Consider the following 12,353-nt stretch of genomic DNA (forward strand, 5'->3'; position numbering starts at 1 on the left):
TCTCAGCCCTTCTTCTTTTTCTTCGGCTTTTCGGCCCGCTTCACCGGCTTGGCGGCCTTGGCCCTTTCGGCCGCCTTGGAAGCCACGGGCTTCTTCGCCGCCAGCTTGGCGAGTTGCTTGGTATAGTCCTTGTGCAGCGCGCCGGCGCCCCAGCCCTTGCCCTTGTTCTGCTTCGACAGCGCGTCCATGATCGCGACCAGATTGTCGTCACGGATCTTTTCCAGCTCGCGGATCGACAGGCCGTGCGCCTGGTCGTCCGACTGGGTGGCGATCAGGTCGACCAGCTCGTCGTTGAATTCCGGCACGTCCATCAGCTTGGTCCACGGCCATTTCAGGCACGGTCCGAACTGCGCCATGAAGTGGCGCATGCCGGCTTCGCCGCCGGCGACGCGATAGACCTGGAACATGCCCATCTGCGCCCAGCGCAGGCCGAAGCCGTAGCGCATGATGTCGTCGAGTTCCTCGACCGTGCAGATGCCGTCCTTGATCAGCCACAGCGCCTCGCGCCAGGCGGCTTCGAGCAGGCGGTCGCCGACGAAGGCCTCGATCTCCTTGCGGATGACGACCGGCTTCATGCCGATCGAGGCGTAGATTTCCCTGGCGACCTCGATCGCTTCGGGGAAGGTCTGGTCGCCGCCGACGATCTCGACCAGCGGCAGCAGATAGACCGGGTTGAACGGATGGCCGACGACCAGCCGCTCCGGATGCTTCTTCATCGCCACCTGCATATCGGTCGGCTTGATGCCGGAGGTCGACGAGCCGACAATGGCGTTGGCGGGCGCATGGGTGTCGATCTCGGCCAGCACGCGATGCTTGAGGTCGAGCCGTTCCGGAACGCTCTCCTGGATGAAATCGGCATCGGCCACCGCTTCGGCGATGGTCTTGGCGAAGGTCAGCTTGCCTTCCTTGGGCAGGCCACCGGGAACCATCTGCTTGTAGGCGCGACGCGCGCCCTTCATCACTTCCGAGACCTTGCGCGAGGCCTCCGGATCAGGATCGAAGATCGAGACGTCGATGCCGTTCAAGAGCAGGCGCGCCACCCAGCCGGCGCCGATGACGCCGCCGCCAATGGCGGCCGCCTTGTTGATGATGCTCATTGAGAGGCTCCGGTTCTTGTCCTGGCGGTTTCGGGATCGGTCAGAGACACGCGCTCGCCGGCGCGAATGACCGACGGGTCATAGGCCTTGCGGGCGAAAACTTCGAGGACGAAGGGCCGGAAGAATTCGATCGGCAGCGTCTCATAGTCGGGGTCGAAGCTCGACTGGTCCCAGCGCTCGCAGAACTGGTCGCAATCGTCGAAATAGGCATGGCCGGCGAAGCGGTCGCGCGCATGGCGATTGCCGCCGAGATGATGGGCGTAGTAGAGGCGCTGGAAATCGCCGTGCTTCTCGACCACCCAGGTGCATTGCTCGCGCACGAAGGGTTTCAGGATCGAAGCGGCGTATTCGTCGTGATTGTAGGGCGCGTAGATGTCGCCGATGTCGTGCAGCAGCGTGCAGGCGATCCAGTCGGTGTCGGCGCCGTCGCGCCAGGCGCGTGTCGCCGCCTGCAGCGAATGGCCGAGCCGGGTGATCTTGTAGCCGGAAAGGCCCTCATCGAGCTGCACCAGCGCGTCGAGCAGCCGCTCGCCGGTCTTGGCCGCATAGTCTATTTCGTGGGCGGTCAGGAACTCGTAGTCTTGCCTGTCGCCATCCTTCATCGCGGTGAATTTTACGGTAGCCATATCGACCCTCCCTGCGAATAATTTATGCCGCTATCGGCGCTCGCTTGGTCAGGTTGAGCTTTTTGCGAACTTCCTCCGGTCCCAGGATCCTGGCGCCGAGATTGGTGACGATCGAGGCGGCGCGCTCGACCAACTGCGCATTGGTCGCCAGAACGCCCTTGTCGAGCCACAGATTGTCCTCGAGCCCGACGCGGACATTGCCGCCGGCGAGCACCGCCGCCGCTGCATAGGCCATCTGGTTGCGGCCGATGGCGAAGGCCGACCAGTTCCATGTCGACGGCACGTTGTTGACCATCGCCATGAAGGTGTTGAGGTCGTCGGGCGCACCCCACGGCACACCCATGCAAAGCTGCACCAGCGCGTCGGGGTTGAGCACCTTTTCCTCGACCAGCTGCTTGGCGAACCAGAGATGCCCGGTGTCGAAGGCCTCGATCTCGGGCTTGACGCCGAGCGCCGTCATCATGCCGCCCATGGCGCGCAGCATGCCGGGCGTGTTGGTCATGACATAGTCGGCTTCGGCGAAATTCATGGTGCCGCAGTCCAGCGTGCAGATTTCCGGCAGGCATTGGCGCACATGTTCAACGCGGTTGGTGGCGCCGCCCATGTCGGTGCCCTTTTCGTTGAGCGGCAGCGGCGCTTCCGGCGAGCCGAACACCATGTCTCCGCCCATGCCGGCGGTCAGGTTCAGGATGACGTCGACGTCCGCCGCGCGGATGCGCTCTGTCACTTCGCGGTAGAGATGCACGTCGCGCCTGGGCTTGCCGGTTTCGGGGTCGCGCACATGGCAGTGGACGATGGCAGCGCCTGCCTTGGCCGCATCGATCGCCGAATCGGCGATCTGCTTGGGCGAGCGCGGCACATGCGGCGAGCGGTCCTGCGAACCGCCGGAACCCGTCACGGCGCAGGTAATGAAGACCTCACGGTTCATCGCGAGCGGCATCGAAACTCTCCTCCCATTCGAAACAGCCGCTAGCATCGCTCGACTTGATCAAAGCTGCTTTGCGTTTTACGAAGGCGATATGATCAAAAGCGAAAAACCGGATATCTTTCGCGCCGAGCGCACGCCGCTCAAGGTGACGTTGCTGGTGTTTTCCGGCTCGTCGATCATGTGCGTGGCCTCCGCCGTCGACCCGCTGCGCGCCGCCAATCGCATTTCCGGCGAGACCCTGTTCGATTTCAAGCTGGTCTCGGTGACAGGCGAGGCGCCGGTCACCACATGCGGCCTGCCGGTGGCGGTCAGCGGCCGTTTCGACGCCAATGAGGCAACCGATGTGCTTGTCGTCGTCGCCGGCTTCGGCACCCAAAACTATGCGACGTCGGCTCTCCTCTCAGCTTTGCGGCGGGCGGCGCGAGCGGCCCGTGCGTGCGGCGGCGTCGAGGCCGGCACCTGGCTGGTGGCGCGCGCCGGCCTGCTGGAAGGCCGCAGCGCCACCACCCACTGGGAGGACATGGAGGACTTTTCCTCGGCATTCCCCGGCGTCGATGTCCGGCCGGACCGCTACGTCATCGACGGGCCGGTGTTCACGTCGGGCGGAGCCTCGCCGACCTTCGACCTGATGCTGCATCTCATTCGCACGCGCCTCGGCATGGCGGTGGCGCTCGATGTCGCCAGCGTCTTCATCTACGACCAGGCGCGGGCCGCGACCGATGCCCAGCCGCTGGTCTCGCTCGGCCGGCTCGACGGCTATGATCCGCGGCTGGCGCAGGCGATCCGGCTGATGGAATCGCATGTCGATCAGCCGCTGACCATAGAGGCGGTTGCCAGGCGCGCCGGGGTGACGGCACGGACGCTGGAAAGCATCTTTCGCAAGTCGATCGGCGAGACACCGGGCGCCTATTATCTCAGGCTGCGCCTGGGTGCCGCGCGCCGGCTTGTGGTCGACACGCGGATCGCCATGGCGGATATCGCCGGGCGGACGGGGTTCTCGTCTGCCGCGGCCTTTTCCAGAGCGTTTTCAAGAGCTTTTGGCGAAGCCCCTGTGAGGCTTCGCCGGGGGTAGTGCAGGTCGCCCAAAACTGTGTAGCGGTTTTGGGGCAACGACATGCCCAGATAAGAGAGCTTATGCCGCATTCTGGCGGTCGCTGCCGCCATCGATCTGCGAGCGCATCTGCCGCGCGAGATGGGTCTCGAAGCGGCTGGCAACGGCGCGGTCCCATTCATTGGTGCTGCGTGCGCCCTGCTTTGGATGCGGCATTGCCATCAGCCGGTCGATGATCGATCCGGCCTCGCCAGGTGAGAGCAGGGCGTCGATTTCACGTTCGTTCTGCATATCGGTTCGCCTCCTTCTTCCTCTCCCGCCACGAGCAATATCTATACGAGATTCGTGACGGCAGTTTGAAGGCAAGAGCTGGGCAATTGAGGGGCGCTTAGGGGCAAAACCTTGTCGTCGGTTTCAGCATGGCGCGCAAAAGGTTTCCGCGCGCCAAGCTCTCGAATCGCATGGTGCGCCGGCTTGGATTGCCGGCGGTCAGGCAGCGTCAGACGTAGCGGTTGACGATGTTTTCGAGCAGTTCCTGGCGGCCGGAGCGCGGCTGCGGTTCGATCTTCTTCTTCACCACGCGCTCGGCGATCTCTTCCAGCGTGCGCTTGCCCGACAGCATCGCCTTGGCCTCGGCGCCGTTCCAGCCGGCGTAGCGTTCGGCGAGCGGAGCCGACAGCGCCTTGTCCTCGACCATGCGGGCCGCCGCCTTCAGGCCGCGCGCACAAGAATCCATGCCGCCGATATGACCGATCAGCAGATCCTGCGGGTCGAGCGACTGGCGGCGCAGCTTGGCATCGAAATTGGTGCCGCCGGTCTTGAAGCCGCCGGCCTGGAGGACTTGGTAATAGGCCAGCGCCATCTCCGGCACATTGTTGGGGAACTGGTCAGTGTCCCAGCCCGACTGGTAATCGTTGCGGTTCATGTCGATCGACCCGAAGACGCCGAGCGCATTGGCCAGCGCCAGCTCATGCTCGAAGGAATGGCCGGCCAGGATAGCGTGGCCCTGCTCGATGTTGAGCTTGACCTCCTTCTCCAGGCCGAAGCGCTTGAGGAAGCCGTAGACGGTCGCGACGTCGTAGTCATACTGGTGTTTTGTCGGCTCCTGCGGCTTCGGCTCGATCAGGATGGTGCCCTTGAAGCCGATCTTGTGCTTGTAGTCGACGACGAGGTTCAGGAAACGGCCGGCCTGTTCCTGCTCGCGGGCAAGGTCGGTATTGAGGAGCGTCTCATAGCCCTCGCGCCCGCCCCACAGAACGTAATTCTCGCCCTTCAGCCGCTTGGTGACGTCGATGCAGCTCTTCACCGTCGCGGCGGCGTAGGCGAATACATCCGGATCGGGATTGGTCGCGGCACCCGACATGAAACGGCGATTGGAAAACAGGTTCGCCGTGCCCCAGAGAAGCTTGACGCCGGTCTGCTTCATCTTGGTGGCGAAATAATCCGCGATTTCATCGAGGCGGACCGCACTTTCGGAGAAATCCTTGCCCTCGGGCCGCACATCGGCGTCGTGGAAACAGAAATAAGGCGCGCCGAGCAGCGAGAACATCTCGAAGGCGACATCCGCCTTCAGTTTCGCCAGTTCCATCGTGTCGACGCCGCCGGCCTTGGGGAACCAGGGACGGTCGAAGGTCTGGCCACCGAACGGGTCGCCGCCCGGCCAGGCGAAGGAATGCCAGTAGGCGACGGCAAAGCGCAGATGGTCTTCCATCCGCTTGCCGGCCACCACTTCGTCGGGATTGTAGAAGCGATAGGCCAGCGGATTGGTCGAATCCGGGCCCTCATATTTGATTTTCTGGATGTCGCCGAAAAAGCCGCTGCTCATGTTCTCTTCCTCTCCAAGATAGTTTTGCCTGATTACCTCAGGCGTAATTGGTTTCACGCCGGCGCTGGTCGAAAACGGTCATGTCAAACCGTCAAACGAAGGAGACAGACCATGACCGACCTCAACACGATCGCCCAAAATTACATCACCGCCTGGAACGAAGCCGATGCCGACCGCCGGGCGGCCTTGCTCAGGGCTGTTTTCACCGAGGACGTCAGCTATCGCGATCCGCTCATGCAGGGCGACGGCCATGAAGGCGTCGCGGCACTGATCGACGGTGTGCAGCAACGCTTTGCCGGCTTCCGCTTCTCGCTGAAGGGCACGCCGGACGGCTTTGCCGACAAAATCCGCTTCTCCTGGAACCTCGGGCCCGAGGGCACCCCTTCCATCATCGAAGGCACCGATATCGGAATCATCGAGAACGGCCGCCTGAAGAGCGTCACCGGTTTCCTGGACAAGGTGCCGGCTCAGTGAGGGCAACTTGGAAAGGGGGATGCGAGGCGCCCCCCTCTGGCCTGCCGGCAATCTCCCCCTCAAGGGGGGAGATTGTCTGTTTTGGCTGTTTTCGCCAATACCCAACGTTGCAGAATTGTCGCCTGCGGTGAAACTGCCGATCTCCCCCCTTGAGGGGGAGATGCCCGGCAGGGCAGAGGGGAGTGCCTGGCGCCAACTCACGCGGTTACTGCTTTGATCGCCGGATACAGTGCCCGGTAACGCCGGTAAGCATCCGCGTAGGCACCGGCCAGACCGGAATCTGGTTCGATCGTGGCGTCGGTCTTCGGCGCGGAGCACACAGCCAGCGGATCGGCGCCGGTCGCGGCTATCAGGCCGAGCCGGGCGGCACCAAAGGCGGCGCCGAAATCGCCGTCGGCGGGGATGTCGACCGGCAGTTGCAGCGCGGTGGCGATCGCCTTCAGCCAGTAGCGCGAGCGCGAGCCGCCGCCGATCGCGGTCACGCGCGTCAAGGTCGTGCCGGCCGTCTTCAACGCTTCGAGGCTGTCGCGGAAGGCAAACGCGACGCCTTCGAGCACGGCCTGGGTTAGCACGGCGCGGCCCGATTCATGCGCCAAGCCAGTGAAGGAACCGCGAACGGCCGAATCATTGTGTGGCGTACGCTCGCCTGAGAGATAGGGCAGGAAGGACACGCCGGTCGGCGCCTTCAGCGCCTCGCCGAGTTCCGATGTCAGCTCGCCGGCGCCCTTGCCCGTGATCTCGCACAGCCAGTTGAGTGAATCCGTTGCCGACAGGATGACGCCCATCTGGTGCCAGGTGTCGGGCAGCGCATGGCAGAAGGTGTGCACCGCGCTTGCCGGGTTCGGCAGGTAGGACGCGTTTGCGGCAAACAGCACGCCCGACGTGCCGAGCGAGACAAAAGCCTGGCCGGCGCCGACCGTGCCCATGCCGCAGGCGGAAGCCGCATTGTCGCCGGCGCCGCCGGCGATCGGGATGCCAGCCTGGATACCCCATTGCGATGCGATTTCGGCACGCAGACCGCCAGCTTTCGCGGTGCCCTCGACCAGCGCTGGCATATGGCTCTCGTCAAGCGATGTCGCGGCGAGCAGGTCCGCGGACCAGCGGCGCTTGCCGACGTCGAGCCAGGACGTGCCGGCCGAGTCGGACATTTCGGAAATATGTTCGCCGGTCAGCCAAAGCCGCAGGAAATCCTTCGGCAAAAGCACCTTTGCCACCTTGGCGAAGACAGCGGGCTCGTTGTTCTTCACCCAGGCGAGTTTCGGCGCGGTGAAACCGGGAAATACAATGTTGCCGGTAAGCGCGCGGAAGCGTGGATCGGCATCGAGGGCCGCCGCCTCGAGATGGCTGCGCGTATCGTTCCACAGGATGCACGGGCGCAGCACATGATCGGCCGCATCGAGCAAGGTCGCGCCATGCATCTGGCCGGACAGGCCGATGCCCTTCACCGCGGCGAACTGCTTGGGATAGGACGCCTTCAGTTCGGCGATCGCGTCCTCGCAGGCGCGTATCCAATGCAGCGGATCCTGTTCGGACCAGCCAGGATGTGGCCGAGAGACATCAAGCGTGCCATGGCCGGAGCCGATGACGCCCTGTCCGGCATCGATCAGCAGCGCCTTGACGCCCGATGTGCCCAGGTCGAGGCCGAGATACATGGTTTCCTCCCACGTCTTTATTTTTTTCGGAGTCCGAAAAAATATACTTGAGCAGTTTTTAAGGCAAGATCCGCTCCGGGTCAATTCTCTGACAAATCGGCGGCGCGTCGCGAAAACAGCGCCGCCAGCGGACTGTCCGGGCGCGCCGTCGAGCGCTCCGTCGTCAGTGCCTGGGCGAGCGCGCCGTCGCCGGCGCGCAGGGCGGCCTCGATCAGCGTGAGATCGATGACGTCGCGCTGCGCGTGGCTGCCGCCAAAGCGATGGGCGATGGCCCGGATCGGACCGATCAGCCGGATGGTTTCGGCGTAGTTGCCCTCTCCGAACGCCTTGATCGCAAGCGTCAGGGGATGTCCGACATCCCGCGTGAAAACCGCGTTGTCGTCATTGCCCCGCATCGCCTCGCGCTGTGCCTCGAGCAGGATCCGGGCCGGAGCGTCGAGCCCGGCGCCGACAAAGGCCATCATCGCGTGGGCGTCGTTGAAGGCATAGTTGCCGGCGCCGGCCTTGGGCACCCAATTGGCGGCCAGTGTTGCCCAGCGGTCGCCGACATCGACGCCACCGAGATGGAGCCGCCACAGGATCGCCGATGCATCGACCATGTTGAGCGCCAGCGTCGATCTGGTGCCGTAGATCGGCCCGTCATAGAGCGCCAGCACCTCGCAGGTCTCGCCGAGATCGTAGTGGAACAGCGCCAGGTGCCACCAATTGTGGACCTGGAGGAAGCTCTCCTTCGTCCAGGCTTCGGGATCGGCACGCATCCAGGCGATGCCGTCCCTTTGCCGGCTTTGCATCTCCATCACATGCGCGACCGCATGTTGCGCCCAGCCATCGCGCGGTTCGATCTCGACCGCTGTACGACCCAGTCTTTCGGCCTGCGTATACTCGCCCATTTCCTCCAGCCCGAAGGCCTGCATGCCGAGAACGGCATGGTAACCCGGCATGCCGTTCCGCCAGGACGGAAGCGCGCGGCCGATGCGGTCGCGCAGCATACGGGAATTGCCGGTGAAAAAGTCGATCTGATGCCCGGTCAGCAGCGCTACAAGATCGAGCGGATGGTCGATGGCGACGTCCTCAAGAATGCGGGAAGCGTGATGCCAGCGCCCCGCCGCGAGATGGCCAAGAGCAGCGACATGCGCCTGCTCGCGTGCGGTCGCGGCCAGCGGCAGCGCCGCCTCGTGACATGCCTTGGCCACCGCGCTCGCGTCGCGTTCGGTGGCAAGGCCGAACAGATAGCCCTTGAACACATGTGCCATGACGAAGCCGGGGTTCTCCGCGATCGCCCGGTCCGCGGAACCGACCGGGTCGCCGATGAAACACTGCAGCTCGCGCACAGCCTGGCTGTAGGGCGAAAACCCAGCCTGCGTGGCGCCCGAAAGGGTCAGCCCGAATTCGTCCAGGGTCGGCATCTCTTGTCCCTCGATTGCGAACGAGGCCAATCCTAGGGCATCAATAGCGGGCAGGCCAACCAGGGCACTTGCGCCAATCGTTATCCATTTCTGTCAAGTCACCTTCACGGAGGGCAGGTCGACCTCGTTCGAGTTCGGCGGCGGTATCGTCGCCAAAGTGACGGACAAGGTCAGCATCTTCGCCACCGGCGACTACACCACCAACCTCGGCGGCGACAAACGCCGCATCCTCGAGGGCAATCTTGGCTTCAGCGTCAAATGGTGAAGCAAGCAGCTGTGACGAGGTTCAGCCTGCCTGCAAATGGTCCGACCTGAATCTCAACACACCTTGGATGCGTTTCTCAATTGCTGGACCGCATCGCCACCGTGGCGATGCCGGCGCCGACCAGCAGCGTGCCGCCGGTGCGGTTGAAGATGCGGATCGCCTTGGGATTGCGCACCACGTTGCGGGCGCGTGCCGCGATCAGCGCGTAACCGAAGGCGTTGGCGAAGGCGAGCGCCAGGAACGTCGTCTCGAAAATCAGCATCTGCGTCCAGAAATTGGCATGCCGGTCGAGAAACTGCGGCAGGAAGGCGACGAAGAAGGTGATGCTCTTCGGGTTGAGCGCGGTGACCAGCCAGGCATGCGCCATCATCTTGGCCGACGACACCGTGTCGGTGCGCGGTTCGGCCTTCAGCGTACCGCCGGCGCGGAACAGTTTCACGCCGAGATAGATCAGATAGCCGGCGCCGATCAGCTTCAGGATGGTGAAGACAGTGGCGGAAGCCGCAAGCAGCGCGCCGATGCCCAGCATCGACAGGGTCATGGCGGTGAAGTCGCCGAGCGCCACGCCGACGGCCATCGGCAAGGCCGTGCGCCAGCCCTGGCCCAGCGCATAGGACACGACCAGAAGGATGGTCGGGCCCGGGATGATGAGAAGGATGCTCGACGCGGCAGCGAAGGCGGCCCAGTTTTCGAAGGACATGCTCGTCTCCCTTGAGCTTAAAGAAGAGGATAAATCCTTGGGTCCCGAAGAATGTAAAGGGCCGAATCTTTGTTTTCGCGCATTCCGGCCCGGCAACCGGCACAATTGCGCCAGGGGCAACTCGGTGTCAGTTCGCGCCGCTCAGCAAACGCAAGCAGCACAAGGCATTCACGCTTTGTCAACCATGAATGATGAAAATGCCCGCTATCCGGCCGGACTGTGCTTCCCGCCGAAAGCGTAGGGTTTGGGTATATGCGTGAGTTGCCGCAAGGTCCGACGCCGCCACGAAACGGCGACGCAATCGAAACCGATTTTCTTCTCTCCCGCCGCGCCGTCCTTTCCGGGGCCGGCGCTTTGGCGCTGCTCGGCGTCGCCGGCTGTTCGACTTCGGGTGGCGGCGACCTGCCGGCGCTCCAGCTCGACGATACGGTCACGGGTTCGGTGCCGATCCGGCCCTCGATCAGCGTCGACAAGAACATCACCAGTCCCGACGTCATGTACGCCTCCTTGACGGACAACGGCTTCAACGTGCCCGAGGTGCCCTATCTCAAGGTCAAGCCGGAATTCCGCCGCCAGATCGTCGTCGACACCACTGGCGAGGCGCCCGGCACCATCGTCGTGCATCTCAAGGAACGCATGCTCTATCTCGTCCAGCCGGGCGGCGACGCCATCCGCTACGGCGTCGGCATCGGCAAGGATGGCTTTCGCTGGTCTGGCCGCGCCAACATCCAGTACGGCCGGGAATGGCCGACCTGGACGCCGCCGCCCGAAATGATCCAGCGCAAGCCCGAACTGGTGAAGTGGCAGGGCGGCCAGCCCGGCGGCCTCACCAATCCGCTCGGCGCCCGCGCGCTCTACATCTACCAGGACGGCAAGGACACCGGCTACCGCATCCATGGCTCGCCCGAATGGTGGAGCATCGGCCAGGCGATGTCGTCGGGCTGCGTGCGCCTGATCAACCAGGACATCATCGACCTCTACAGCCGGGCATCGAAGAAAAACCCGGTCGTCGTCATGTGATCGTGGCCGCGGTTTGCGGCCGCCAGACTCTTCCGTTGCGCGAGGCGACAAGACAGGCCAAGGTGCCTTGAAAACCATCGCCTCGGGAGACGTCAGGAATGGCCGGAACTTTTGTCATCGCGCAGGGCGGCGGCCCGACCGCCGTCATTAACCAGACCGTTGTGGGCGCCACGCTGGAGATCCGCAAGCGTTATCCCGGCGCCAAGGTGCTGGGCTCCATCCACGGCGTGCGCGGCATCCGTGACGGCAACTATGTCGACCTTTCCGCCATCCCGGAGGACCGGCTGCGGCTGATCGCCGGAACGCCGAGCGCCGCCCTCGGCTCGACGCGCGACAAGCCGGATGCCGCCTATTGCGAGGTCATCCTGAAGGGCCTGCAGAAGGCTGGCGCCGACGCCTTCATCTATATCGGCGGCAACGACACTTCGGGCACGCAGCAAATCCTGACCGATGCCGCCGGCGGCAAGATCGCCTTCGTCCATGCGCCGAAGACGATCGACAACGATCTCGAGGAAAACGACCATACGCCGGGCTTCATTTCGGCGGCCGAATTCGTCGCCGGCGCCTTCCTGTCCGTCGATCTCGATTTCCGCGCGCTGCCCGGCATCTATGTCGGCATCGTCATGGGCCGGCATGCCGGTTTCCTGACCGCGGCGGCAGCTGCCTGGCAACTCGATCCCGACAGCGGCCCGCATCTCGTCTACGTGCCGGAGCGGCCGTTCTCCGCCGCCGGTTTCATCGACGACGTGCGCGCCACGCTCGACCGCCACAAGCGCTGCATCGTCGCCGTGTCGGAAGGCGTCAGCACCGCCGACGGCAAGGCGCTGGTCGAAAGCCTGGTGCCGGCGGATAAGCTCGAGCGCGATCAGCACGGCAACGTCAAACTCTCGGGCAGCGACCTGCCGGCGGCGCTAGAACGGGCATTGGCCGAGGGGCTGCCGGGCAAGCGTGCCCGCGTCGACGCACTCGGCTACATGCCGCGCGGCTATGTCGGCGCCATCAACCCGGTCGATGCGCGGGAGGCTTTCGATGCCGGCGCCTTCGCCGTCGGCGTCGCCGAACAGGGCGGCGGCTCGGTGGCGTTGCAATATGATGGCAGCAAGATAGTGCTGAAGAAGGTGCCGCTGAAAAACGTCGCCGGCAAGACCCGCCACATGCCCGACGATTTCATGAAGCCCGACGCCAGCCAGCTTTCCGAGACCGGCATGGCCTATCTCAAGCGGCTGGTGCCGGAAAAATACAAGGTCGGAAAGCCGTTCGTCTGATGCCCGGCCTGCACATTATCCGGATTCTCGCGTGAACTCAGGCT

Annotated in this window: 12 protein-coding genes and 1 pseudogene; 5 read left to right on the forward strand and 8 right to left on the reverse strand. The window is 64.1% G+C overall.

The window, feature by feature from the left end:
- Positions 1 to 2: 2 nt before the first annotated feature.
- From FJ434_RS27060 to FJ434_RS27070, 3 genes are read right to left on the reverse strand one after another with little or no spacing between them, the layout of a single operon-like run.
- A complete protein-coding gene (locus tag FJ434_RS27060) occupies positions 3 to 1,097 on the reverse strand; it encodes a carnitine 3-dehydrogenase (protein ID WP_140752617.1) in 1,095 nt (364 codons plus the stop codon).
- Positions 1,094 to 1,723 carry an HD domain-containing protein gene (locus tag FJ434_RS27065; RefSeq protein WP_140509655.1) on the reverse strand — a complete coding sequence of 210 codons (630 nt, stop codon included), beginning with the start codon at positions 1,721 to 1,723 and terminating at the stop codon, positions 1,094 to 1,096. Before FJ434_RS27065 ends, FJ434_RS27060 begins: the two co-directional genes overlap by 4 nt.
- Before the next feature lie 22 nt (positions 1,724 to 1,745).
- Complete coding sequence (locus tag FJ434_RS27070; RefSeq protein ID WP_140509654.1) at positions 1,746 to 2,663, reverse strand: 3-keto-5-aminohexanoate cleavage protein; 918 nt, start codon at positions 2,661 to 2,663, stop codon at positions 1,746 to 1,748.
- A 79-nt stretch (positions 2,664 to 2,742) separates the two neighbouring features.
- Between FJ434_RS27070 and FJ434_RS27075 the strand changes: the two genes are divergently transcribed.
- Positions 2,743 to 3,723, forward strand: coding sequence for a GlxA family transcriptional regulator (locus FJ434_RS27075; protein ID WP_140509652.1), 981 nt, complete (start codon positions 2,743 to 2,745; stop codon positions 3,721 to 3,723).
- Between the two features lie 60 nt (positions 3,724 to 3,783).
- Here the strand turns inward: FJ434_RS27075 and FJ434_RS27080 are convergent, their stop codons facing one another.
- Both FJ434_RS27080 and xylA read right to left on the reverse strand, forming a co-directional pair.
- Positions 3,784 to 3,993, reverse strand: a complete 210-nt coding sequence (locus FJ434_RS27080) for a hypothetical protein (RefSeq protein ID WP_027142450.1) — start codon at positions 3,991 to 3,993, stop codon at positions 3,784 to 3,786.
- 208 nt (positions 3,994 to 4,201) lie between these two features.
- A complete protein-coding gene (gene xylA, locus FJ434_RS27085) occupies positions 4,202 to 5,527 on the reverse strand; it encodes a xylose isomerase (protein ID WP_140752619.1) in 1,326 nt (441 codons plus the stop codon).
- A gap of 111 nt (positions 5,528 to 5,638) precedes the next feature.
- Between xylA and FJ434_RS27090 the strand changes: the two genes are divergently transcribed.
- Entirely contained in the window at positions 5,639 to 6,001 is a 363-nt protein-coding gene (locus FJ434_RS27090; RefSeq protein ID WP_140752621.1) for a nuclear transport factor 2 family protein, read from the forward strand.
- 197 nt (positions 6,002 to 6,198) lie between these two features.
- Here FJ434_RS27090 and xylB read toward each other — a convergent pair whose 3' ends face one another.
- Entirely contained in the window at positions 6,199 to 7,653 is a 1,455-nt protein-coding gene (gene xylB / locus FJ434_RS27100) for a xylulokinase (protein WP_140752623.1), read from the reverse strand.
- A gap of 80 nt (positions 7,654 to 7,733) precedes the next feature.
- Entirely contained in the window at positions 7,734 to 9,059 is a 1,326-nt protein-coding gene (locus tag FJ434_RS27105) for a tetratricopeptide repeat protein (RefSeq protein ID WP_140752625.1), read from the reverse strand.
- Positions 9,060 to 9,165: 106 nt separating this feature from the next.
- Here FJ434_RS27105 and FJ434_RS27110 point away from each other — a divergent pair.
- Positions 9,166 to 9,324, forward strand: a pseudogene (locus FJ434_RS27110) (autotransporter outer membrane beta-barrel domain-containing protein); the annotation flags it as partial.
- A 76-nt stretch (positions 9,325 to 9,400) separates the two neighbouring features.
- Here FJ434_RS27110 and FJ434_RS27115 read toward each other — a convergent pair.
- The gene (locus FJ434_RS27115) at positions 9,401 to 10,024 is read right to left on the reverse strand and encodes a LysE family translocator (RefSeq protein WP_140752627.1); all 624 of its coding nucleotides are present in this window, start codon (positions 10,022 to 10,024) and stop codon (positions 9,401 to 9,403) included.
- Positions 10,025 to 10,276: 252 nt separating this feature from the next.
- Here FJ434_RS27115 and FJ434_RS27120 point away from each other — a divergent pair, with 252 nt between their 5' ends.
- Both FJ434_RS27120 and FJ434_RS27125 read left to right on the forward strand, forming a co-directional pair.
- Positions 10,277 to 11,044 carry a L,D-transpeptidase gene (locus FJ434_RS27120; RefSeq protein WP_140752629.1) on the forward strand — a complete coding sequence of 256 codons (768 nt, stop codon included), beginning with the start codon at positions 10,277 to 10,279 and terminating at the stop codon, positions 11,042 to 11,044.
- A 98-nt stretch (positions 11,045 to 11,142) separates the two neighbouring features.
- Complete coding sequence (locus FJ434_RS27125; RefSeq protein ID WP_140752631.1) at positions 11,143 to 12,309, forward strand: diphosphate--fructose-6-phosphate 1-phosphotransferase; 1,167 nt, start codon at positions 11,143 to 11,145, stop codon at positions 12,307 to 12,309.
- Positions 12,310 to 12,353 lie beyond the last annotated feature (44 nt).

The sequence above is a fragment of the Mesorhizobium sp. B2-5-13 genome (assembly GCF_006440535.1).
GTDB classification, from domain to species: Bacteria; Pseudomonadota; Alphaproteobacteria; order Rhizobiales; family Rhizobiaceae; genus Mesorhizobium; species Mesorhizobium salmacidum.